Origin of the sequence: Allobosea sp. RAF48, assembly GCF_052114025.1 — a bacterium.
Classification (GTDB): Bacteria; Pseudomonadota; Alphaproteobacteria; order Rhizobiales; family Beijerinckiaceae; genus Allobosea.
Map to the genome: position 1 here is coordinate 334914 of NZ_JBFRDZ010000001.1, position 22477 is coordinate 357390.

The 22477-nt window shown below is 66.7% G+C and carries 22 protein-coding genes; 9 read left to right on the forward strand and 13 right to left on the reverse strand.

Annotated features, from left to right (window positions below; genetic code table 11):
- Positions 1-11: 11 nt before the first annotated feature.
- From AB4Z10_RS01685 to AB4Z10_RS01700, 4 genes are all read right to left on the reverse strand, one after another.
- Positions 12-518 (reverse strand): HK97 family phage prohead protease, encoded by a 507-nt coding sequence (locus AB4Z10_RS01685; RefSeq protein WP_441468623.1) that lies wholly within the window; start codon positions 516-518, stop codon positions 12-14.
- Between the two features lie 172 nt (positions 519-690).
- A complete protein-coding gene (locus AB4Z10_RS01690) occupies positions 691-891 on the reverse strand; it encodes a hypothetical protein (RefSeq protein ID WP_441468624.1) in 201 nt (66 codons plus the stop codon).
- Positions 888-2069 (reverse strand): phage portal protein, encoded by a 1182-nt coding sequence (locus AB4Z10_RS01695; protein ID WP_441468625.1) that lies wholly within the window; start codon positions 2067-2069, stop codon positions 888-890. Before AB4Z10_RS01695 ends, AB4Z10_RS01690 begins: the two co-directional genes overlap by 4 nt.
- 120 nt (positions 2070-2189) lie before the next feature.
- The gene (locus AB4Z10_RS01700; RefSeq protein ID WP_441468963.1) at positions 2190-3452 is read right to left on the reverse strand and encodes a DNA-packaging protein; all 1263 of its coding nucleotides are present in this window, start codon (positions 3450-3452) and stop codon (positions 2190-2192) included.
- A gap of 82 nt (positions 3453-3534) precedes the next feature.
- Here AB4Z10_RS01700 and AB4Z10_RS01705 point away from each other — a divergent pair, with 82 nt between their 5' ends.
- Positions 3535-4020, forward strand: coding sequence for a hypothetical protein (locus tag AB4Z10_RS01705; RefSeq protein WP_441468626.1), 486 nt, complete (start codon positions 3535-3537; stop codon positions 4018-4020).
- On the opposite strand, the gene AB4Z10_RS01710 is transcribed toward AB4Z10_RS01705, so the two are convergent.
- Positions 3990-4571: an LOG family protein gene (locus tag AB4Z10_RS01710; RefSeq protein ID WP_441468627.1), complete on the reverse strand. Its 582-nt coding sequence runs from the start codon at positions 4569-4571 to the stop codon at positions 3990-3992. The two genes, AB4Z10_RS01705 and AB4Z10_RS01710, sit on opposite strands and share 31 nt — an antisense overlap.
- Positions 4568-5950, reverse strand: coding sequence for a M20/M25/M40 family metallo-hydrolase (locus AB4Z10_RS01715; RefSeq protein WP_441468628.1), 1383 nt, complete (start codon positions 5948-5950; stop codon positions 4568-4570). The genes AB4Z10_RS01710 and AB4Z10_RS01715 overlap by 4 nt, the downstream gene beginning before the upstream one ends.
- Before the next feature lie 185 nt (positions 5951-6135).
- Between AB4Z10_RS01715 and AB4Z10_RS01720 the strand changes: the two genes are divergently transcribed.
- Positions 6136-7479, forward strand: a complete 1344-nt coding sequence (locus tag AB4Z10_RS01720; protein ID WP_441468629.1) for an Nramp family divalent metal transporter — start codon at positions 6136-6138, stop codon at positions 7477-7479.
- Positions 7480-7620: 141 nt separating this feature from the next.
- Here AB4Z10_RS01720 and AB4Z10_RS01725 read toward each other — a convergent pair whose 3' ends face one another.
- Positions 7621-9165 (reverse strand): helicase HerA-like domain-containing protein, encoded by a 1545-nt coding sequence (locus AB4Z10_RS01725; RefSeq protein WP_441468630.1) that lies wholly within the window; start codon positions 9163-9165, stop codon positions 7621-7623.
- A 156-nt stretch (positions 9166-9321) separates the two neighbouring features.
- Between AB4Z10_RS01725 and AB4Z10_RS01730 the strand changes: the two genes are divergently transcribed.
- From AB4Z10_RS01730 to scpA, 4 genes are all read left to right on the forward strand, one after another.
- Entirely contained in the window at positions 9322-9708 is a 387-nt protein-coding gene (locus AB4Z10_RS01730; RefSeq protein ID WP_149130337.1) for a DUF2267 domain-containing protein, read from the forward strand.
- A 181-nt stretch (positions 9709-9889) separates the two neighbouring features.
- Positions 9890-11863 (forward strand): methylmalonyl-CoA mutase subunit beta, encoded by a 1974-nt coding sequence (locus AB4Z10_RS01735; RefSeq protein WP_441468631.1) that lies wholly within the window; start codon positions 9890-9892, stop codon positions 11861-11863.
- 14 nt (positions 11864-11877) lie between these two features.
- A complete protein-coding gene (gene thiD / locus AB4Z10_RS01740; RefSeq protein ID WP_441468964.1) occupies positions 11878-12702 on the forward strand; it encodes a bifunctional hydroxymethylpyrimidine kinase/phosphomethylpyrimidine kinase in 825 nt (274 codons plus the stop codon).
- The gene (gene scpA / locus AB4Z10_RS01745; protein WP_441468632.1) at positions 12699-14867 is read left to right on the forward strand and encodes a methylmalonyl-CoA mutase; all 2169 of its coding nucleotides are present in this window, start codon (positions 12699-12701) and stop codon (positions 14865-14867) included. Before thiD ends, scpA begins: the two co-directional genes overlap by 4 nt.
- Before the next feature lie 64 nt (positions 14868-14931).
- Here scpA and AB4Z10_RS01750 read toward each other — a convergent pair whose 3' ends face one another.
- The 5 genes from AB4Z10_RS01750 to AB4Z10_RS01770 all read right to left on the reverse strand — a co-directional run bounded on the left by AB4Z10_RS01750 (position 14932) and on the right by AB4Z10_RS01770 (position 19450).
- Positions 14932-15204: a hypothetical protein gene (locus tag AB4Z10_RS01750; RefSeq protein ID WP_441468633.1), complete on the reverse strand. Its 273-nt coding sequence runs from the start codon at positions 15202-15204 to the stop codon at positions 14932-14934.
- 101 nt (positions 15205-15305) lie between these two features.
- Positions 15306-16094 (reverse strand): ABC transporter permease, encoded by a 789-nt coding sequence (locus AB4Z10_RS01755; RefSeq protein ID WP_441468634.1) that lies wholly within the window; start codon positions 16092-16094, stop codon positions 15306-15308.
- A complete protein-coding gene (locus AB4Z10_RS01760; RefSeq protein ID WP_441468635.1) occupies positions 16091-16993 on the reverse strand; it encodes an ABC transporter permease in 903 nt (300 codons plus the stop codon). The genes AB4Z10_RS01755 and AB4Z10_RS01760 overlap by 4 nt, the downstream gene beginning before the upstream one ends.
- Before the next feature lie 148 nt (positions 16994-17141).
- Positions 17142-18311, reverse strand: coding sequence for an ABC transporter ATP-binding protein (locus AB4Z10_RS01765; protein ID WP_441468965.1), 1170 nt, complete (start codon positions 18309-18311; stop codon positions 17142-17144).
- Positions 18312-18337: 26 nt separating this feature from the next.
- Positions 18338-19450, reverse strand: a complete 1113-nt coding sequence (locus tag AB4Z10_RS01770) for a polyamine ABC transporter substrate-binding protein (RefSeq protein ID WP_441468636.1) — start codon at positions 19448-19450, stop codon at positions 18338-18340.
- 148 nt (positions 19451-19598) lie between these two features.
- On the opposite strand from AB4Z10_RS01770, the gene AB4Z10_RS01775 reads away from it, so the two are divergent.
- The 3 genes from AB4Z10_RS01775 (at position 19599) to AB4Z10_RS01785 (ending at position 20968) form a co-directional block, all read left to right on the forward strand.
- Complete coding sequence (locus AB4Z10_RS01775; RefSeq protein ID WP_441468637.1) at positions 19599-20354, forward strand: DUF3750 domain-containing protein; 756 nt, start codon at positions 19599-19601, stop codon at positions 20352-20354.
- Between the two features lie 72 nt (positions 20355-20426).
- Complete coding sequence (locus AB4Z10_RS01780; RefSeq protein ID WP_441468638.1) at positions 20427-20648, forward strand: antitoxin MazE family protein; 222 nt, start codon at positions 20427-20429, stop codon at positions 20646-20648.
- Positions 20645-20968: a type II toxin-antitoxin system PemK/MazF family toxin gene (locus AB4Z10_RS01785; RefSeq protein ID WP_441468639.1), complete on the forward strand. Its 324-nt coding sequence runs from the start codon at positions 20645-20647 to the stop codon at positions 20966-20968. Before AB4Z10_RS01780 ends, AB4Z10_RS01785 begins: the two co-directional genes overlap by 4 nt.
- Positions 20969-21079: 111 nt before the next feature.
- Here AB4Z10_RS01785 and AB4Z10_RS01790 read toward each other — a convergent pair whose 3' ends face one another.
- The gene (locus AB4Z10_RS01790) at positions 21080-22363 is read right to left on the reverse strand and encodes a cystathionine gamma-synthase family protein (protein WP_441468640.1); all 1284 of its coding nucleotides are present in this window, start codon (positions 22361-22363) and stop codon (positions 21080-21082) included.
- Positions 22364-22477 lie beyond the last annotated feature (114 nt).

Here is a 22477-nt window from a genome sequence, read left to right on the forward strand (position 1 = left end):
CAGGGTGATGGTCAGGCGAAAGCGGGCCGGGGCCAGGCCGTCTTGACGGCACTGATCCGGGCCTGGGGCAGCATCGGGAAGGTGACGATCGAGACCTCCCAGAGGTCGACGCGCTCAAGCCGGCGCAGGCCCGTGCGGGGCTCGTTGCGGGCGCGCTCGGGGCGGAAGCCGATCGACAGCCCGTCGATCGCGCCTTCCCGCATCAGGGCGTGGATTTCGCGAGCCCGGGTGACGACGAGCGAAAGCCTGCCGCGGACGAAGAGGCCGCGGCTGTCCTCGGCGAGACTGAGCCAGCGGCCGAGCGGCTCGGCCGGGTCGTGCTGCCAGAGCAGCTTGACGCCGGAGGGGCCACGCCGGGCGAGACTGTCGCGGAAGGCACCGGGTTCGACTACGTCCTTGCCGAGATCGGGGATGCGGAAGAGGCTGGCATAGCCTTCGAAGACCCCGTCCGGCATGACGCGCGCCGGCTGCAGCGGCAGCAACTTGGATTCGAGCGGGAGCCGATGCGAGCCGCTCATTGGCCGCCCTCCCCGCCTTTGCCGGCTCGCGGACGCCCGCCCTCCAGCTTCGCAAGGTTGCGGACGAAGCTGCTGAAAGTCTCCGTCGTCACCCCTTGGGGACGCGCCTTGGCTGGTTGTGCCCGTCCACCCCCCTGCCGCTTCGACGGAGGTTTCGCGTCGCTACTGCCCTTCATGACTGGTCCCCCTCGTGGCGTGCATTGAAGCGGTTGAGTTCGCGGACGAAGTCGTCGAAGCGGCGGTTCGCGGCCGTGAGTTCGCGCAGGACGAGCCAGGCGAGGCCGGAGGCGCTCGCCGCCCAGAGCAGCAGGCCGAGATGGCCGACATCGGCCCGGCCGATGAAGGCTGTAACGATCTGGTCGAGCAGGTTCATGATCGCTCCTTGCCGAAGGCGCGCCGGCCGTAGCCGACCGCCTCGCGTTTCTCGTCGTCGTCGAGGAAATTCGCCGCGCCGAGGCGCCGCCAGAGCGACTCGCGCTCGTCGGCCAGTGCCTCGACCGCGTCGAGATCAGGTTCCAGCAAAAGGTCATCGCCGAAAGCCGGGCCAAGCCATTGCGCCAGAGACTGCGCCGTGCGCCTCACCAGCGGGATCACGGTCTGGCGCCAGAGTGCGCGGTTGGCCTCGGCGAAATTGGCGTGGGTGTTGTCCCCCGGCAGGCCGAGCAACAGCGGCGGCACGCCGAAGGCGAGCGCGATCTCGCGCGCCGCCACGCCCTTCGCCGCAACGAAGTCGAGCTCCGCCGGGGTCAGCGAAAGCGGCTTCCAGTCAAGCCCGCCTTCGAGCAGCAGCGGGCGGCCGGCATTGCGGGCGCCCTGGAAGGAATCCTCCAGTTCCTGCTTCAGCCGGTCGAACTGGGCCTCGGTCAGCGTCGCGCCTTCCGGCCCGTCATAAACCAGCGCGCCGGAGGGCCGTGCGGCATTGTCGAGCAAGGCCTTGTGCCAGTTGCTGGCGGCGTTGTGGATGTCGAGCGCGCTCGCCGCCGGCTCGACCGGCGAGAGGCCGTAGTGATCGTCGACCGGATGGAACAGCGTCAGATGCAGGATCGGCGGCAATTCGCCCTCGTCCTGCCGGAAGCGCACCGTGTCGCCGCCGACCGTGTAGTCGTAAGCCTCCGGCCAGCCGTCGCGGCCGGGCACGACCCGCATCCGGTCGGGCCTGAGCGCATAAAGCTCGCGTGGCTCGCGGCCCGTGCTTACCCCCTCGACATAGGCGTTTCCCGCGACGAGCAGATGGCCGAACAGCATCTCGCGGAAAGCGATACCGCACTGGCGCGGGTTGGGCCGCTCGATCAGCGCCAGCGCCGGATGCTCCGGCATCTCCCGCGCCCCGACCTTGGCGACGAGCGGCGTCTGCGCCGCAGCTTCCGCGATCAGGCGCACGCAGCGATGCACCACGGGATTGCGCTCATAGCCCTCGCGCGACAGGGCGACATAGTCGCGCGGGGTCCAGACGGCGCGCCCAGCCTCGTGCAGCGCGATCAGCGGCCCGACGCGCGAACGCTTCTGGTCCGGCGCGGCACCGCCGCGCAGGTTGCGAAGAAAATCGAACATGGGAATCTCGCTTTCTGACGTGCCGTCATGCTCGGGCTCGACCCGAGCATGTCGGAAACCAGCGCTGTCTCGTCATGAGATTCTCGGGTCGAAGCTTCGCTTCGCCCGAGAATGACACCCTTACATCCCCCTCACCCGCGGCCGGCCCTTCGGCGCGAGCATCAGATGGGTCAGCGCCCAGACGAGCGCGTCGAGCCGGTCGGGCGAACGGCCGCCTTCGAGGCCGCGTGGCCCGAAGGCGCACATCTCGTCCTCCAGATCCGGGAAGGTGCCGGCATGGCGCACCCGGCCCTGCGCATAGAGCGCGGCGACCGGCTCGGCGCGCAGGTATTTGCCCCGCGTCGCCCTGACGGAAACGACGGGAACGCCGGCATCGACCTCGCGGATCACGCTCTCGACCATCTCGCCGCCCTGGTTGACCTCGACGACCAGCGCGTCCGCCTCGTGCCGGCGATAGAGCGCGACAGCCTTCTCGGCCCACTCATGAGGTCTCGCGCCGGCGAGCGTCGCATCCTCCAGCACGTGGCCGATGCCGTCGCTATCGATGCCGGCCACGACCAGCCCGCAGCGATCGGCCCGCTGTGAAGAGGAAGCCGGCGGGTCGACGGCGACGGCGATGCGGGCGAGCGGCGGACGCTGCCGCTCGCGAGCCGACTCGATCATCACGCGGGTCCAGAGCGCGTCCGGGCTCTCCTCGACGATCTCGCCATCGAGCTCCTGCCGGCCAAGCCGCGTCCCGCCATAGGTTTCGGTGACGGTTCGGACGAAATCCGCGGCAAGGTTGAAGCGGTTGTCCTGTGTCTTCGCCCGGCTGACCGCGACATGCGGCTCGACCAGCAGACGTCTGACCAGAGGCACCGGACGCGGCGTCGTGGTGACGACCTGGCGCGGGCTGTCGCCGAGGCGCAAGCCGAATTGCAGCATGTCCCAGCACTCCTGAAGGTTCGGCCATTTCGCCAGCTCGTCGGACCAGGCGGCGCCGAATTGCGGGCCACGCAGCCCCTCCGGATCCTCGGCGGAGAAGACCTGCGCGATCGCGCCGTTCGGCCATTGCAGGCGGCGCAGCGAAGGCTGCCAGGTCGGTCGCTCCCAGCGCGTGTGGATCGCGAGCAGGCCGGAGACGCCTTCGATCATCACGTCACGGACCTGACCCTGTGTCTCGCCGACGAGGGCGATCCGCTCCGTCGGCATCTCCGCGAAGGGCGGATGGCCCAGAGCCATGCCTTTCACCCATTCGGCGCCAGTGCGAGTCTTGCCCGCGCCGCGCCCGCCCAAAACCAGCCAGATCGGCTTCAGCGGCTCGGGCGGCAACTGATCGGGGCGTGCCCACATGTCCCAGGTACAGCGAATGAGTTCGACGTCATCCGCGGTCGCCGTCGGCATCAGCTTCTTGAGAAGGCTCACCCGCATCCTGAGCGGCCAGCGCTTCAAGACGTCGAGCAAGATCCTGACGGAGCTGTGCGACATGTCGCAGATCGTCGGCAGCGGAAGGCTCATCCGTATGCTTGTCCTTCCTCGCGGCCTGAGGCTCCTCGATCGCGACCAGCTCGCGCACGGTGCGCGCAAGGACCGCCAGCGCCTTGGCGTCGGCCTCGCTTGCAGTGGTGCCTTTCGGCAGGTCGGCGAGATGCTCCTCATGCGCATCGATCTGGCGCTTGGCGGCGCGCCAGAGTTGGCCCACCACCGCCCGCCGGGAGACAGTCGCCCGCTTTGGCTTCGGCTGGGAGGGCGGTTGCGGCGTGGTGCCGTCCTGTTCAGCCATGCGTCCCTTCCCGATGGCAGGCACGAAAAAGCCGCCGGCTGGGGGCGCGGCGGCTTCGTTCGGGCAGATTTCGTGAGCGTTCCTGATCTCTACACGATCAGCGTCACGATGTCAAGACAATATTCCTACAACCTGGAGACGCAGTGCGCGAGAATAACTCAGGCCTGCTCCTTCTCGATCCATTTGTAGGTCGCGGCCGGAACATAGTTCTCCATCCGGTCGAGCAGCGTCGCCGGCTCGGTGTCGGTCATGGCCATGGCGCGATGACTCTGCTTCAGGAAGCCGACTTCGACGGTCTGGTCCAGGAAGGTCGCCAGCGGATCGTAGAAACCGGCGACGTTGAGCAGGCCGAGCGGCTTGGCATGGATCCCGAGCTGCCCCCAGGTCCAGATCTCGAACAATTCCTCGAAGGTGCCGATGCCGCCGGGCATGGCGATAAAACCGTCCGAAAGCTCGGCCATACGCGCCTTGCGGGTGTGCATGGTGTCGACGACCTCGAGCCGGGTCAGTCCGACATGCCCGACCTCCTTATCCTTCAGTGCCTTGGGAATGACGCCGTGGACTTGGCCACCGGCTTCCATCGCGGCGTTGGCGACGATGCCCATCAGCCCGACGGCACCGCCGCCATAGACCAGCGTCAGGCCGCGCCGGGCGATCTCGGCGCCCATGGCGCGGGCCCCCGCCGCGTAGATGGGATCATTGCCCGGGTTCGAACCGCAGAAGACGCAAACCGATCTCATGAACCAAGAGCCTGCAAGATACGGGCCCAGGAACGCTGGCCCTTGTGGAAGGAGGACAGGTCATATTTCTCGTTAGGCGAATGCACCCGGTCGTCGTCGAGGCCGAAACCGACGAAGAGCGTGTCGATGCCGAGCGTCCGCTTGAAATCGCCGCCGACGGGGATCGAGCCGCCGCTGCCGATCGAGACCACGCGCCCACCCCATTCGTCAGCGAGCGCCTTGCGTGCCTTCTGGAGCACCGGCGAATCCGTCGGAACCGCCAGCGCCGGGGAGCCGGAATGACTGATGAATTCGGCCGTGACGTCCTCGGGCAGCCGATCGCGGACGAACTGGCGGAAGGCTTCGGCGATCCTGACCGGATCCTGATCGCCGACGAGGCGGAAGGAAACCTTGGCCGAGGCCTTGCCGGGAATGACGGTCTTGCTGCCCTCCCCCGTATAGCCGCCCCAGATGCCGTTGACGTCGCAGGTCGGACGCGACTGGATCTGCTCGATCAGCATGCGCCCCTTCTCGCCGATGGAATGCTTCAGGCCGACCTGTCCGAGGAACTCCTCTTCCGTGAGGTTGAGATCGGCCCATTCGGCCTTCTGGGCGTTGGTCGGCTCGTGGACACCTTCATAGAACCCGGGAACGGTGATGCGGCCGCTATCGTCATGCAGTTCGCCGAGGATTTTCGTCAGCACATGGATCGGGTTGCAGGCCGCACCGCCAAACAGGCCCGAATGCAGGTCGCGATCGGCCGCGGTCAGCGTCACCTCCTGATAGACCATGCCGCGCAGGGTCGAGGTGATCAGCGGCGTCTCGCGGTCCCACATGCCGGTGTCGCAGACCAGCGCGTAGTCGGCCTTCAGCTCGGCGGCATTGGCCTTGATGTAGCCAGGAAGGTTGACCGAGCCGGACTCCTCCTCGCCCTCGACGAGGATCGTCAGGCCGATCGGCAGGTCGCCGGTCTCGGCGAGCGTCGCGCGCACGGCTTCGATGAAGGTCATGACCTGGCCCTTGTCGTCGCAGGCGCCGCGAGCCGAGATGACCTTGCGGCCTGGCTCCAGCTCGCGGACGGTCGGCTTGAAGGGATCGGTATCCCAGAGGTTCAGCGGATCGACCGGCTGGACGTCGTAGTGGCCGTAGAACAGCGCATGCGGCGCGCCCGGCTTCGGCCGATGGGCGAGGACGACGGGATGGCCGCCAGTCTCGCGCAGCTCGGCCTTGAAACCGAGAGATTCAAGATCGGCCCTCAGCCATTCGGCAGCGGCGCGCGTCTGCGCATTGAACGCCGGGTCGGTGCCGATCGAAGGGATTTCGAGCCAGGAAGACAGGCGTTCGAGGGAACCGTCGAGCCCGGTGTCGAGACGGTCGAGAATAGCGGGGAGCTTGGTCATGGCTGCCATCGGAAGCGATTCAGGTGACACCATCATGGCAAGAGCCCGCACGGGCGTCAGCCCACAATCATGCATTGCCGCCCGGCCTGGTCGCAACTCTAATTGACAACGCTTCGCAACTGCATTGACAGCACCCGGAACGGCAGCTACTCCTTATTGCGAACAAGTTGCAGCAAGGTCCAATCATGTCGCAGGGCGCCCCGGAATCTACCTCGATCTGGCTTCGGTCTCGGGGCGAACCTTCGCTGACGGACGTCTTCCGAACGGTCGCGGTGACGCCGACCTCCTCGTCCTGGCGCAAGTTCCTGGCCTTCTTCGGCCCGGGCTATCTCGTTGCCGTGGGCTATATGGACCCCGGCAACTGGGCGACCTCGCTCGCGGGCGGCGCTCAGTTCGGCTACACGCTGCTCGTCGTCGCGCTCGTCTCGAACTTGATGGCGATCATCCTGCAGTCGCTCTGCGCGCGGCTCGCCATCGCCACCGGGCGCGACCTCGCCCAGGCCTGCCGCGACGCCTATCCACCCTATATGGCCTGGCCGCTCTGGCTGCTGGCCGAACTGGCGATCTGCGCCACCGACCTCGCCGAGGTGATCGGCACGGCGATCGGTCTCAATCTGCTCTTCGGCATCCCGCTCGAGATCGGTGTTCTGATCACCGCCTTCGACGTGTTCATCATCCTGTGGCTGCAGACGCGCGGCTTCCGCTGGATCGAGGCCTTCATCATCACGTTGCTCGGCGTCATCGCGCTGTGCTTCGGCATCCAGATCGCGCTCGCCGATCCGAACTGGGGCGAGGTGATCCGCGGCTTCGCGCCGACGACCGAGATCGTGACCAACCCGAACATGCTCTACATCGCGCTCGGCATCATCGGCGCGACTGTCATGCCTCACAACCTCTACCTGCACTCCGGCATCGTGCAGACCCGCGCCTATGGCCACACGCTGCCGGAGAAGCGCGAGGCGCTGAAGTTCGCGACGATCGACTCCACCGTCGCGCTCTGCTTCGCGCTGCTGATCAATGCCTCCATCTTGATCCTCGCCGCCGCGACCTTCCACAAAGCCGGGCATACCGACGTCGCTGAACTCGGCAAGGCGCAGGAACTACTGCAGCCCCTGCTCGGCGCTTCGATCGCGCCCTCGCTCTTCGCCATCGCCCTGCTCTGCTGCGGCCTCAACTCGACCGTGACCGCGACCATGGCCGGGCAGATCGTGATGGAAGGCTTCCTGCGCATCCGCCTGCCAGCCTGGATGCGGCGGCTGGTGACGCGCCTCGTCGCGATCGTACCGGCGATCGCCGTCACGCTGATCTATGGCGAGAGCCAGACGGCGAAACTGCTCATCCTGAGCCAGGTCGTGCTCAGCCTGCAGCTGCCTTTCGCGGTAGTGCCGCTGGTCATGTTCACCGCATCGAAGGGCAAGATGGGTGCTCTGGTGGCGCCGCGCTGGCTCAGCCTGACCGCTGGCCTCGTCGCCGCGATCATCATCCTGCTGAACATCAAGCTGCTGTTCGACCTCGCGACCGGGGCGTAAGGGCGGCGACAGCGTTCCTATAATGAACTCGTCATGCTCGGGCTTGACCCGAGCATCTCCTGCCGAAAGAGGCGCCAGTGCCCTTTCGGGGCGGAGATTCTCGGGTCTGCGCTTCGCTCCGCCCGAGAATGACGACCGGGCTCAGCGCTTCCCGGACATGGAACCGAGAATGCCCCGCAGGATGGCGGTGCCGACCTGGCGGCCGATCGAAGTCGCGGCCGAGCGCGCGGCCGAGGTGATGACCTTCTCGGCCATGCTCTGCGGCAGCGGGCCGCCGCGAGAACCAGGCCCCGTCTTCGGGCGCTGTTGAGGCGCGCCGCCGCCGAGCCAGCCGCCAATCGTATCGAGGATACCGCCGCCCCCGCTGCCACCCGTCGAAGCCTCGACGGGCGAGCCGTCCGGATTGAGGTTCTTGCGCTTCATCAGCATTTCATAGGCCGACTCGCGGTCGATCATGGTGTCGTATTTGCCCTTCTCGGGCGAGGCATTGATGGCCTGCTGGCGCTGCTGGGGCGTACAGGGTCCGACCTGCGCCATCGGCGGCGCGATCAGCGCGCGCTCGACCATTTCCGGCGAGCCCTTGCCCTCCAGCATCGAAATCAGCGCCTCGCCGACGGCGAGCTGGCTGATCGCCTCCTCGGTCTTGATCTTCGGGTTTTGCCGGAAGGTCTCGGCGGCGGCACGCACCGCCTTCTGATCGCGCGGCGTGAAGGCACGCAGCGCGTGCTGGACGCGGTTGCCGAGCTGGGCGAGCACCGTATCCGGGATGTCGAGCGGGTTCTGCGTCACGAAATAGACGCCGACGCCCTTGGAGCGGATCAGGCGCACGACCTGCTCGACCGCCGTCAGCAGCGCCTTCGGCGCGCCGTTGAACAGCAGATGCGCCTCGTCGAAGAAGAAGACGAGCTTGGGCTTGTCGAGGTCGCCGACCTCCGGGAGCTGCTCGAACAGCTCCGAGAGCAGCCAGAGCAGGAAGGTCGCGTAGAGCCGCGGATTGTTCATCAGCTTGTCGGCGGCGAGGATGTTGACGATGCCGCGGCCATCGCGATCCGTCTTCATCAGGTCGTTGATGTCGAGGGCAGGCTCGCCGAAGAAAAGATCGCCCCTCTGGTTCTCCAGAACCAGCAGCGCGCGCTGGATCGTGCCGACGGTCGCCGAGGTGACGTTGCCGTATTTGGTGGTCAGCTCCTGGGCGTTCTCGGCGATGAAGGTCAGGATCGCGCGCAGGTCCTTCAGGTCGAGCAGCAGGAGCTTCTGCTCGTCGGCGATGCGGAAGGCGATGTTGAGCACGCCCTCCTGCGTGTCGTTGAGATCGAGCAGGCGCGCCAGCAGCAACGGCCCCATTTCGGAGATCGTGGCGCGGACGGGGTGGCCCTGCTCGCCGAACACGTCCCAGAACACCGTGGTGAACTGGTCCGGCTCGTATTTCAGGCCGAGTTCCTTGGCCCGGTTGACGAAGGCCGGGTTGGAATCGCCGGGCGCGACGATGCCGGAGAGATCGCCCTTGATGTCGGCCGCGAAGACCGGGACGCCGTTGCGGGCGAAGCCTTCGGCCATCACCTGCAGCGTCACGGTCTTGCCGGTGCCGGTCGCGCCGGTCACGAGGCCGTGGCGGTTGGCGAGCTTGAGCAACAAGTTTTCAGGCTTGCCACTCTTGCCGATCAGAATCGCACCGTCATCCGCCATCGCATCCGCCTATGAGATTTCTCAGAACCTGTGTGGAGGGTGTAACCAAACGACGCAGAAGGCGGAAGCCCGAGCCCGTTGGAATCAGATCGTAAATATGTAAACTATTTTTGGAGGGCTTCGCGGCGAAGCCGTTTTGGCGAGGGGATTGGGACTATGGAAGAACTGCTCACGCGGGTTGCTGCGGCGGCCGGCATCAACGAAGAACTCGCCCGCAAGGCGGTCGGCATCATCCTCGCCTTCCTGCAGAAGGAAGGTCCGGCGACCGAGATCGGCCAGCTGATGGCGGCATTGCCGGGCGCGCAGGCGCTCGCGGATGCCGAAGGCGGCGCCAAGGGCGGCATGCTCGGCGCGATCGGCGGGCTGATGGGCGGTGGCGGCGGCGTGATGGCGCTCGGCGGCCAGCTGATGGGCGCGGGCCTCTCGATGGGCCAGATCCAGAGCGTCTCGAAGGAAATGTTCGCCGTCGGCCGCGAGAAGGCCGGCGAGGACGCGATGGGCGCGATCGTGGGCGCCATTCCCGGCCTCGGTCAGTTCGTCTGATTTAATCGGAATTTGATGCCGCCGCTGCGCCGTCTTCGGGCGGAATCGCGGCGGCATTTTCGTATCCCTGCCCCTATTCTTGCACCTGCCCTGCGACGAAGTAGGGATGGCGGTGCGCACGCGCCCATGGCAATCAGCACTCCACGGCTGCACACTATGCGGAAGAGGAGCATTGGCGCGCATGAACTCGGCTGCCCCATCCGACCTTCCCTATCTCGACGCCTTCCCGGCGCCGTCGCATGACGTCTGGCGCGCGGCGGTCGACAAGGTTCTGAAGGGCGCGGATTTCGAGAAGCAGCTCGTCGGCCGCAGCGCCGACGGCATCCGCATCGAGCCGCTCTACCCCGCCGCCGCCTCGGCCGCGCGCGCCCTGCGCGCCGAAGCCGGGCGCTGGCATGTCGCCGCCCGGCTCGACCATCCCGAGCCGAAGGAAGCCCAGGCGCTCGCGCTGGCCGATCTGGAAGGCGGCGCCGACACGCTGACGATCAGCTTTGCAGGTGCGCCGGCGGCGCGCGGTTACGGCCTCGTCGCCGACGATGTCGCGGCTCTCGATGCCGCGCTCGACGGCGTGATGCTCGATCTCATCCGGCTGCGGCTCGACCCTGCCCCGGAGGGCCGCATCAACGCCTTGCTGCTGGCGGCGCTGATCGAGAAGCGCGGCCATGCACCGGCCGAGCTTTCCGTGGAATTCGGCCTCGACCCGATCGGCGCCTTCGCCGGGCTGGGCTCGCTTGCCGTCTCATGGCCCGAGGTCGGGCGCCGGCTCACTGAGACCATTCGCGCCCTCAAGGACCACGGCTTCTCCGGCCCGTTCATCACTGTCGACAGTCGCCCCTACCATGAGGCCGGCGCCAGCGAGGCGCAGGAGCTCGGCGCGGCGCTTGCCACCGCCGTCGCCTATCTGCGCACGCTCGAAGCCCAGGGTTTTTCACTGGCAGAGGCGCGCGACACCCTCGCCTTCACACTGGTCGCCGATACCGACGAATTCCTGACGGTCGCGAAGTTCCGGGCAGCGCGGCTGCTCTGGGACCGCATCCAGCAGGCCTGCGGCCTGTCACCGAAGCCGGCGCGGATTCATGCGGAGACGGCCTGGCGTTCGCTGACCAGGCGCGATCCCTGGGTCAATCTGCTGCGCGGCACCGTCGCCGCCTTCTCGGCCGGGGTCGGCGGAGCGGATTCGTTGAGCGTCCAGCCCTTCACCGCCGCGCTTGGCCTGCCCGATGCATTCGCGCGCCGTGTCGCGCGCAACACGCAGCTCATCCTCCTGGCGGAAAGCAACCTCTGGCGCGTCGCCGATCCCGCCGCCGGCGCCGGCGGCTTCGAGGCACTGACGCAGGCGCTCTGCCAGCAGGGTTGGCTGGCCTTTCAGGAGATCGAACGGCAGAACAGCGGCGACCTGCGCGGCATCGTCGCCGGGCTCACCAACGGCTCCGTGCAGAAGACGCTCGCCGAGCAGAGGGCGGCGCGCATGAAGGCGGTGGCGACGCGCCGGGAGCCGATCACCGGCACCAGCGAGTTCCCCAATATCGGCGAGGGTGCGGTGACCGTGCTGGAAGTCCCGCAGGTCGCCCGCAGAGAACGGCGTCCTCCCGGCAGCCTCGCCGAGCGGAACCAGGGCGAACTCATCCGCTCCTTCGTAGGCGGCGCCGGCCGAGCCGATGCCCGGATCGCGCCCGGTGAGGCCCTGCGCGCGGATGCGCTGCCCTCGGTCAGATTGCCGGAGCCGTTCGAGGCCCTGCGCGACAAGGCCGATGCCCTGCCGCAGCGGCCCGTCGTCTTCCTGGCGACGCTGGGCTCCGTCGCCGAGTTCACCGCGCGTGCCGGCTTTGCCCGCAACCTGTTTGAGGCCGGTGGCCTTGCCGCGCCGAGCGGCGACGGCTTCGCCACGGACGGCGCCACCGATCTCGACGCGCTGGTCAGCGCCTTCCGCGCCTCGGGTGCGAAGCTCGCCTGCCTGTGCGGCTCGGACCCGTCTTATGCCGAAGAAGGCGCGGCGGCTGCCGAAGCGCTCGCCACAGCCGGCGCAACAGTGTGGCTCGCCGGGCGCCCCGCCGAGAGCGAGGCGTTGAACAAGGCCGCCGTAGCATCGTTCATCTTCACGGGCTGCGACGTTGTCGAGACGCTCGAACGCGCGCAGGCCATCGCAAGCGCCTGACCGGAGACATGAGTTTGACTGCCATCGCCCTCACCATCGCCGGCTCGGATTCGAGCGGCGGCGCCGGCATCCAGGCGGACCTGAAGACCTTCGCGGCGCATCAGGTCTACGGCGCCAGCGTCATCGTGGCGCTGACGGCGCAGAATACGAAGGGCGTCAGCGCCATCCATGCCGTGCCGCGCGATTTCGTCGCCCAGCAGATGGACGCCGTTTTCGAGGATCTCGATGTCGGCGCGGTCAAGATCGGGATGCTGGCAACGGCCGAACTGATCGAGACGGTCGCCTCCGGGCTGAAGCGTCACGGAGCGAAGAACGTCGTGCTAGACCCGGTGATGATCGCGGCCTCGGGGGCGAGGCTTCTGGAAGCGTCGGCGGTCGAGGCGATCCGCAAGCATCTCTTTCCGCTCGCGACGCTGATCACCCCCAACCTCCCCGAGGCTGCCGCCCTGCTCGGCTCCAGCATCGCGGAAACGGAACTGGCGGTCGACGAACAGGCAGAAAAGCTCGCGGCGCTCGGCGCGGCCAATGTCCTGATCAAGGGCGGCCATGGCAGCGGCGATCTCAGCAGCGACCTGCTCCTGCTCGCCGGGGGAGCGCGCCAACACTTCAACGCCCCCCGCCTTGCGACCCGCAACACGCATGGCACCGGCTGCACCTTATCCTCTGCGATCGCGGCGAACCTCGCCAAGGGCTTGCCGCTGCCGGAGGCGATCGGCCACGCCAAGAGCTATATTTCCGCCGCCATCGCCGCAGCCGACGAGGTTGCGGTTGGCCACGGCCACGGACCGGTGCATCATTTCCACCATTGGTGGGACAGGACCGACGGGAGCAAACCATGACCGCGATCCCGGATTTCACGAAACTCGCCTTCTCCGCCACCCGGACGGCGGCCTCTGCAGAGCTAGCGGCGGCCGACCCCTGGCTGACGCCGGAAGATATCCCGGTGAAGCCGCTCTACACGGCCGCCGACCGCGAGGGGCTGCCCTTCGTCGACAGCCTGCCGGGCCTGCCGCCCTATCTGCGCGGCCCCTACCCGACCATGTACGTCAACCAGCCCTGGACGATCCGGCAATATGCCGGTTTCTCCACGGCCGAGGATTCGAACGCCTTCTACCGACGCAACCTCGCCGCGGGACAGAAGGGCCTCTCGGTCGCCTTCGATCTCGCGACTCATCGCGGCTATGACTCGGATCATCCGCGCGTCGCCGGCGATGTCGGCATGGCCGGCGTCGCGATCGACTCGATCTACGACATGCGCACGCTGTTCTCAGGCATCCCGCTCGACCAGATGAGCGTGTCGATGACGATGAACGGCGCGGTGCTGCCGGTGCTGGCGCTCTATATCGTCGCGGCCGAGGAACAGGGCGTGCCGCAGGCGAAGCTCTCGGGGACCATCCAGAACGACATCCTCAAGGAGTTCATGGTCCGCAACACCTATATCTATCCGCCCTCGCCCTCGATGCGGATCATCGGCGACATCTTCGCCTTCACCTCGGCCAATATGCCGAAGTTCAACTCGATATCGATTTCCGGCTATCACATGCAGGAGGCCGGAGCGACGCAGGATCTCGAGCTCGGCTACACGCTTGCCGACGGGGTCGAATACATCCGTGCCGGCCAGCGCGCGGGCCTTTCTGTCGATATCTTCGCGCCGCGCCTGTCCTTTTTCTGGGCGATCGGCATGAACTTCTTCATGGAAGTCGCCAAGATGCGTGCGGCGCGGCTGATCTGGGCCAAGCTCGTCAAGGATTTCGGCGCTGAGAACGAGAAGTCCCTGCCACTGCGCACCCATTGCCAGACCTCGGGCTGGTCGCTGACGGCGCAGGACGTGTTCAACAACGTGCCGCGCACGATGATCGAGGCGATGGCGGCAACGCAGGGGCACACCCAGTCGCTGCACACCAACGCGCTCGACGAGGCGCTGGCGCTGCCGACCGACTTTTCGGCGCGTATCGCCCGCAACACCCAGATCCTGCTGCAGCAGGAAAGCGGCACGACCCGGATCATCGATCCCTGGGGCGGCTCCTATTATGTCGAACGTCTGACCGCGGAACTCGCTGAGAAGGCCTGGAGCCATATCCGGGAAGTCGAGGCGCTCGGCGGCATGGCCAAGGCGATCGAGGCCGGCATCCCCAAGCTCCGGATCGAGGAAGCCGCCGCCAAGACGCAGGCCCGCATCGACGGCGGGCAGCAGGCGATCATCGGCGTCAACTGCTTCAAGCCGGAGAACGAGGCTTCGATCGAGGTGCTCAAGGTCAACAACGCCTCGGTGCGCGCCCAGCAACTCGACAAGCTTAAGCGCCTCAAGGCCGAACGTGACGAGACCGAGGTGCAGGCGACGCTGACCGCGCTGACCAATGGCGCGGCCGGCAATGCCAATCTGCTCGACCTCGCGGTCAAGGCTGCGCGCGCCAAGGCGACGGTCGGCGAGATCTCGCTGGCGATGGAGAAGGTGTTCGGTCGTCACAGGGCCGAGATCAAGGCGATCTCGGGGGTCTACAAGCGGGAGGTCGGCGAGATGAACCCAGCCGTCACGCGCGTCCAGTTGATGTGCCAGGCGTTCGAGGAAGCCGACGGACGCCGCCCCCGCATCCTCGTCGCCAAGATGGGCCAGGACGGCCATGATCGCGGCCAGAAGGTCATCGCCTCGGCCTTCGCCGATCTCGGCTTCGACGTCGATATCGGGCCGCTCTTCGCCACGCCGGACGAGGCGGCGCGGCAGGCGGTTGAGAACGATGTCCACATCGTCGGCGTGTCGTCGCTCGCGGCAGGTCACCTCACGCTCGTGCCAGAACTGAAGGCGGCRCTCGCCAAGGCAGGCCGGCCGGACATCATGATCGTGGTCGGCGGCGTCATCCCGCCGCAGGATTTCGAGGCGCTGATGGAGGCCGGCGCCTCGGCGATCTTCCCGCCCGGCACGGTCATCGCCGATGCGGCCGAGAAGCTGCTCGAGGAGCTCAGCCAGCGCCTCGGCTACGCCCAGCACACCGCCGCCGCCGAATGACAGAAAAGGCGGGCGCTGCCCTCAGGCCGCGCCCGCCCTATGGTCACAGCCGGCGTGGCGACACTTACCGCCAGCCGTAACCATAGCTGGAACGCGGCGGGGGCGGCCGCATGCCGTAGCCGTCATAGTAGCGATGCCAGCGGCGCTGCCCCCAGAAGCCGTGGACGGCGGGCGGCGCAGGCCGCCAATCGGCGCCATAAGCCGGGCGCTCATAGGCGCGTTCGTAACGGTCGCCGAAAGCCTGGGCGTTTCCTGTTCCGGCGAAGGTGGAAGCGGCGAGCACGATGCCGCCCAGTGCGAGGGCCGCCAAACCGATGCGGGCGCGATTGCGGAACATGATCCTTGTCCTGTCTCGTGGCGGGGAGAATTCCCCTGCCGTGAGAAGGACATTCGCAAAATCCGCCTGAACGAGCTTTGAGGGCGCCGTTCAGCCGCCGTTTAACCTCCGGACAACTGCTCGCGCTTCAACAGCAGCGACGCCGCGATCACCACCACGGCCACGGCCGCGATCATGATCGTGCAGGCGGCATTGATCTCGGGCGAAACGCCGAGCTTGACCGCCGAATAGAGCCGCATCGGCAGCGTCGTCGCGCCGGGGCCCGTCGCGAAGCTCGCGATGACGAGATCGTCGAGCGAGAGCGTGAAGGCGAGCATCCAGGCCGCCGCTACCGCCGGCCAGATCAGCGGCAGGGTCACGGTCCAGAAGGTGACGAAGGGCGTGGCACCCAGATCCTGAGCCGCTTCCTCCAGCGAGCGATCGAAGCCGGCGAGCCGCGACTGAACGACGATGCAGGCGAAGCCGAGGCCGAAGGTCGCGTGCGCGATCGTCACGGTCCAGAAGCCGCGCTCGACATCAACAGCCACGAAGAGCAGCAGCAGCGACAGGCCCGTCACCACCTCAGGCATGACGAGCGGCGCCAGGACCATGCCGGAGAACAATGTTCGCCCGCGAAAGCGGCCGTGGCGGGCGAGCGCCAGCGCCGCAAGCGTGCCGAGGACCGTCGCCAGCGTCGCCGAGACAACGCCGAGGCGGATCGAAAGCCAGGCGGCGTCGAGCAGCGGCTCGTTGGCCATCAGGGCGCCGTACCAATGCGTCGAGAAGCCGCCCCAGACCGTCACCAGCCGCGAGGCGTTGAAGGAATAGGCGACGAGCGTGAGGATCGGCAGGTAGAGAAAAGCGAAGCCGACGATCAGCGCGAGGATCAGTCCAGGGCCGAGCCGGTTCATGCCGCCATCTCCCGCCGCAGGCGCGCCCGTTGCAGCAGGACGAGTGGCAGCACGAGCACGACGAGCAGCACGACCGCGACCGCCGAGGCCAGAGGCCAATCGCGATTCGAGAAGAACTCGTTCCAGAGCACCTTGCCGATCATCACCGTGTCCGGGCCGCCGAGCAGGTCGGGGATGACGAACTCGCCCACCGCGGGAATGAAGACCAGCGCCGAGCCGGCGAGAATGCCGGGCAGCGAGAGCGGCAGCGTCACCGTGAAGAAGGCCGTAACCGGGGTGGCGCCGAGATCGGCCGCTGCTTCCAGCAGCCCGCGATCGAGTTTTTCCAGCGTCGCGAAGAGCGGCAGCACCATGAAGGGCAGATAGGAATAGACCATGCCGAGCTGCACGGCCGCCTCGGTATTGAGCAGGCGCAGCGGCTCCGCCTCGAAGCCGAGGAAGGCGAGCGCCGCGTCGAGCTGCCCGTCCGGCCTGAGGATGCCGATCCAGGCGTAGACGCGGATCAGGAAGGAGGTCCAGAACGGCAGGATGACGAAGACGAGCAGGATGCCGCGCCAGCGCGCCGGCACCGAAGCCATGGCGTATGCGAGCGGATAGCCGATCGCGAGGGCGAAGACGGTGGTCAGCGCCGCGATGCGCAGGGAGTAGAGATAGCTCTGCCAGTACAGCGGGTCGTCGCCGAGCAGCTTGAAGTTCTCGATATCGAGCTGCGACAGGAATTCGCCGAGCTGCGCCAGCCCTTCGAAATGCGGCGCATAAGGTGGCAGCGCCGTCGCAGCATGTGAGAAAGCCATGCGCAGGACGATGGCGAAGGGCGCAAGGAAAAACAGCGCGAGCCAGAGATAGGGCACGGCCACGACGAATCGACCAAGTCGCTGCAGCGAAGCGACCGCTCTCATGGCGTCGTTCCGCCGTCATGCTCGGGCTTGACCCGAGCATCTCTTGCCGGAGATGGCGCAGGGGCCTCTGCCTGCCGGAGATTCTCGAGTCTGCGCTTCGCTCCGCTCGAGAATGACGCGCCACTCCGCCGGGCTTTCCCCGCCCATCTCATGGCGGCAGCACCACGCCAGCCTCGACGTCCCAGGAGAGCCAGACCTTGTCGTCCCAAGCAAAGGGCCGGGCCATCCGGCGCGTGCGGTTGGCGAGCGCGACCTTGACGAGCTGCCCGCCCTCCCCCTGATCATTCTGCCCGCCGAGCATGACCTGGATCATGGTGAAGTCGCCGAGATAGCCGATGTCCCAGATCTCGCCCGCGACCTTGTTGACGGCCTGCGCCGGCTCGTCATGGCCAATCTCGATCTTTTCCGGGCGGATACCGACGATGAGAGGGTCGCCCAACTTCAGCGCCGGCGCCTCCTCGTCGAGTTCGACGGTGCCGACGAAAGGCACGTCCGCGCGCACCAGTTCGCCGTCAACGGCCTCGACCCGGCCCTCGAAGATGTTGATGTCGCCGACGAACTCCGCGACGTGCCGGTTGGCCGGCGCCTCGTAGATCACATCCGGTGGACCGATCTGGACGAGCTTGCCGTGATCCATCACCGCCATGCGGTCGGCCATCGTCATCGCCTCGTCCTGGTCGTGGGTGACGACCATGAAGGTCAGGCCGAGCTCGCTCTGCAGATCCATCAGCTCGAACTGGGTCTGCTCGCGCAGCTTCTTGTCGAGCGCCGCCATCGGCTCATCGAGCAGGAGCAGCTTCGGCCGCTTGGCGAGCGAGCGGGCGAGCGCGACGCGCTGGCGCTGGCCGCCGGAGAGCTGATGCGGCTTGCGGCCGCCAAACCCGGAGAGCTTGACCAGCGCCAGCATCTCCTCGACGCGTCGGTCGATCTCGGCGCGCGGCAGCCCCTCGCGCTTCAGCCCATAGGCGATGTTGCCGGCCGCGTTGAGATGCGGGAACAGCGCATAGGACTGGAACATCATGTTGATCGGCCGCAGATGCGGCGGGATGCCGGTGATGTCCTGCCCGTCGAGCAGGATCGTGCCCTCATCCGGCCTTTCGAAGCCGGCGAGCATGCGCATCAGCGTGGTCTTGCCGCAGCCGGAGGGCCCGAGCAGTGCAAAGAACTCGCGCGGATAGAGCGCGAGCGAGAGATCGGCCACTGCGGTGACGTCGCCGAAGCGCTTGGTCACGCCCCGGAACTCCACCAGCGGCTTCGCCGCAGGGTCGTTCCAGGGTTGAAAAGCCCGGCGCACGCTGCCGGGCGAGGTCTTCTTCATGGGATTGGCGACCTGTCCGGAACCGGTCACTTGCCGGTCTTCACGCGGGTCCAGAGCCGGTTCACCAGCCGCTGTGCCTTCTGGTCGTATGGCGTGATCGTATAGAGCCGCGCCATCACCGCGTCGGACGGGTAGATACCGGGGTTGTCGCGCACCGCAGCCGAGAGCAGCGGCTTGGAGGCGATGTTGCCGTTGGCGTACTGGATGAAGTCCGAATTCTTCGCCGCCATCGCGGGCTTGTTGACGAAGTCGATGAACTTCAGCGCCGCGTCGACATTGCCGGCATCCTTCGGGATCACGAAGGAGTCGAACCACATCAGCGCGCCTTCCTTCGGGATCGAATAGGCGATCTGGACGCCGTTCTTGGCCTCCTCGGCACGCTTCTTCGCCTGGAGGATGTCGCCGGAATATCCGACGGCCAGGCAGATATCGCCATTCGCCAGCGCGTTGATGTATTCCGAGGAATGGAACTTCTGGATGTGCGGGCGGATCTTGCGCAGGAGCTCGTCGGCCTTGTTGAGATCGGCCTCGTTCTTCGAATCCGGATCGAGCCCGAGATAACGCAGCGCCGCCGGGAACATCTCCTCGACCGCGTCGAGCACATGGACGCCGCAGTTGGAGAGCTTCTTCAGCGTTTCGGGCTCGAAGACGATCTTCCAGCTGTCGATCACGGCATCGGGGCCGAGGCGTTCCTTGATCTTGGCGACGTTGTAGCCAATCCCCGTGGTGCCCCACATGTAGTTCACGGCGTATTTGTTGCCGGGATCATACTTGGACAACCGGGTCTGGATCTCCGGCCAGAGGTTCTTGAAGTTCGGCGCCTTGTCCTTGTCGACCGGCTGGTAGAGGCCGAGCGGGATGTGGCGCGGCAGGAAGGAAGCCGTGACGACGATCAGGTCGTAGCCGGTCTTGCCAGCCAGAAGCTTGGTCTCCACCGTCTCCATCTGGTCGAAGGTGTCGTAGACGACGGTGATGCCGGTTTCCTTCTTGAAGGCATCGAGCACCTCCGGATCGACATAATCCGACCAGTTGAAGATGCGCAGCTGCTTGTCCTGCGCGGCCGCGGGCGCGGCGAGAAGTCCCAGTCCGACCGCACAGGCGGCAATGGCCTCGGTCAGTCGCTTCACAGTCCTACCCAATCTTCCCCTCCATCAAGCTCAGGCGCGCGCACGCTACCAGCTTTCCCCCCCGCATCAACCGGCATAAGGCGCGACCGGATGCCCGCGCACAGCCAAGCTGCGCCTGACGCAAGCGTGAACGGCCGCAGCCTTGCCGGCCTCCGCCGTCATGCACATACCGTACCGCATGCGCCTGTTCCGCCGCTTCCTGCTGTTCTTCGCGGTCGCCTTCCTGCTGCCGCTCGCGAGCCATGCGGGCTGGTGGTACTGGCAGACACATGCGCCGAACTGGCAGCGCGCCGCCTGGACGAGCGCCAAGCTCCTGCCGGCGGCTTCCGCCGAGCCCGAAGCGACGGTGCATGTCTTCGCCGCGCGTGTCGGGCGCTGGCGCGGAATCTTCGCGCATCATTCCTGGATCGTGGTGAAGGAACGGGGCGCCAGCGCCTATACACGCTTCGACGTGGTCGGCTGGGGCACGCCGGTCCGGGTCAACCACCGCGAGGCCGACGGGCACTGGTTCGGCAACATGCCGGAGCTGGTGACCGAGATCCAGGGCAAAGCCGCCGAACGCCTGATCCCGCGCATCCGTGCGGCGGTGACGAGCTATGCCTATTCAAGCCCCGGCAGCTATCTCGCCTGGCCGGGGCCGAACTCGAACAGTTTCGTCCAGCATGTGCTGTCGGAGGTGCCGGAACTCGGACAGGCGCTGCCGCCGACCGCCATCGGCAAGGATTGGCGCGCCGACGGCGTCTTCGCCGGGCTGACGCCGAGCCGCACCGGCATCCAGGCCTCGCTCTACGGCCTTGCTGGCGTCACCGTCGGCTGGGTCGAGGGTATCGAGATCAACCTGCTCGGCCTCGTCGCCGGGCTCGACCTGCGCAGCCCGGCGCTGAAGCTGCCGGGCTGGGGGCGGATCGGGGTTTAGCTTTCCGGCATCCGCCAGCCTTGCAGAGCGCAGCGGCAAACGTTACATGTAACATTCCCGGGAGTGACCCGCATGGCCAGTTCGACCGCTAGACGCGTCCAGAAGCGCCGCGACGCTTTGCGGGCGGCTGGATTGCGCCCGGTGCAAATCTGGATTCCCGATACGCGGCGGCCCGGCTTCGGTGAGGAATGCCGCCGTCAGGCCCGCCTTGTCTCCCTCAGCGACAGTACTGATCGGGAGCTCGATGCCTTCCTTGACGCGGCCCTGGAAGATCTGGACGGCAGCCCTGAATGAAGCGCGGCGACCTTGTCACCGTTGCGCTCGGCGGCGATTTCGGCAAGCCCCGCCCTGCCCTGATCGTCCAGGCCGACCCGTTCGACCTGACGGCGACGGTGACCCTGCTGCTGATGTCCAGCGACATCGTCGATGCGCCGCTGATCCGACTGACGGTCGAGCCTGACGCGACGAACGGCTTGCGCCTTGCTTCCCAGATCATGGTCGACAAGGCGATGACCGTGCGGCGCGACCGGATCGGCCAGGCTTTCGGCTATCTCGATCCGGAAACGATGATCACGGTGAACCGGTCTCTGGCGCTGTTCCTCGGCCTCGGCTGAGCCCGATCGTCATTCTCGGGCGAAGCATAGCTTCGATCCGAGAATCTCGGGACCAGAAGATTCTGGTTTCCGAGATGCTCGGATCAAGCCCGAGCATGACGGCAATGTCCCTCAAACCGCCTCGAAGGCCTGCGCCAGATCCGAGATCAGGTCCTCGATGTTCTCGATGCCGACCGAGATGCGGATCAGGGCGTCGGTGAGGCCGATCTCCTCACGCAGCTCCCTGGCGACGCCGGAATGGGTCATCGCGGCGGGGTGCGAGACCAGCGTCTCGGTGCCCCCGAGGCTGACGGCGAGCTTCATGATCTGCAGGTTGTCGAGCAGCGCGAAGGCTTCCTTCTCGCCGCCCTTGACATCGAATGCGAAGGTCGAGCCGGCCGCGGTGCACTGCCGGTCGAAGACAGGCTTGCGAGGATCACCGTCCTTGAGGTTGCCGAGATAGTGGACCTTGGCGACCTTCGGGTGGTTCTCGAGGTATTCCGCCACCAGCTTGGCGTTCTCGTTGGCGCGGCTCATGCGGATGTCGAGCGTCTCCAGCGAGCGCATCAGCATCCAGCAGGAGTTCGGGTCTGCTTGCGTGCCCAGCGAGCCGCGCCAGGCCTTCACCTGCCGCACCAGCGCCTCGGAACCGCTGATCGAGCCGCCGACGAGGTCGGAATGGCCGCCGACATATTTCGTCAGCGAGAGCAAGGTCAGGTCTGCACCGAGTTTGAGCGGCTTCTGATATTTCGGGCCCAGCAGGGTGTTGTCGACCACGACCGGCGGGCGATGGCCCTGCGACTGCTCCAGTTCATCGGCAATCGCCTTGCAGGCGGCGAGATCGACGAGGCCATTGGTCGGGTTGGCCGGGGTCTCGACCAGGATCATCGCGACGCGGCCCTTGGCGGCGGCCGCCTTGGCGACCTCCCGCATCTGCTCGATGTCGAGCCCGTCGGTGAAGCCGAACGGCGTGATGCCGAAGGCGCCCATCTGGTTCTTGAGCAGGGTCTCCGTGCCGCCATAGAGCGGCCGCGAATGGAGGATCGTGTCACCCGGACGCAGGAAGGCGAAGCAGGTCGTGGCGATCGCGGCCATGCCGGACGCGAAGACGGCGCATTTCTCGGCCTCGTCCCAGATCGCCAGGCGATCCTCGAGGATTTCCATGTTGGGATGGTTGAAGCGTGAATAGACCAGCCCCGGCTTCTCGCCCGGCTTCGGCTGGCGCCGCCCCGAGGTGAAGTCGAAGAAATCCTTGCCCTGCTGGGCGTTCTCGAAAACGAAGGTCGAGGTCAGGAAGACCGGCGGCTTGAGCGAGCCTTCCGACATGGCCGGCGAATAGCCGAACCCCATCATCAACGTCTCCGGATGGAGCCGGCGATTGGCGATCCGGTCCTTGTGATAGCTGTCATCGCTCATGGGCTGTCTCCCTTTTTTCCGGCCGCGCCGCTGAATCCCTGTCGTTCAGAATAATCTCATCGGAGCGCCATTGCTTGGTTGATGAAGCTCACCGTAAACTCACGATTGCAGCTT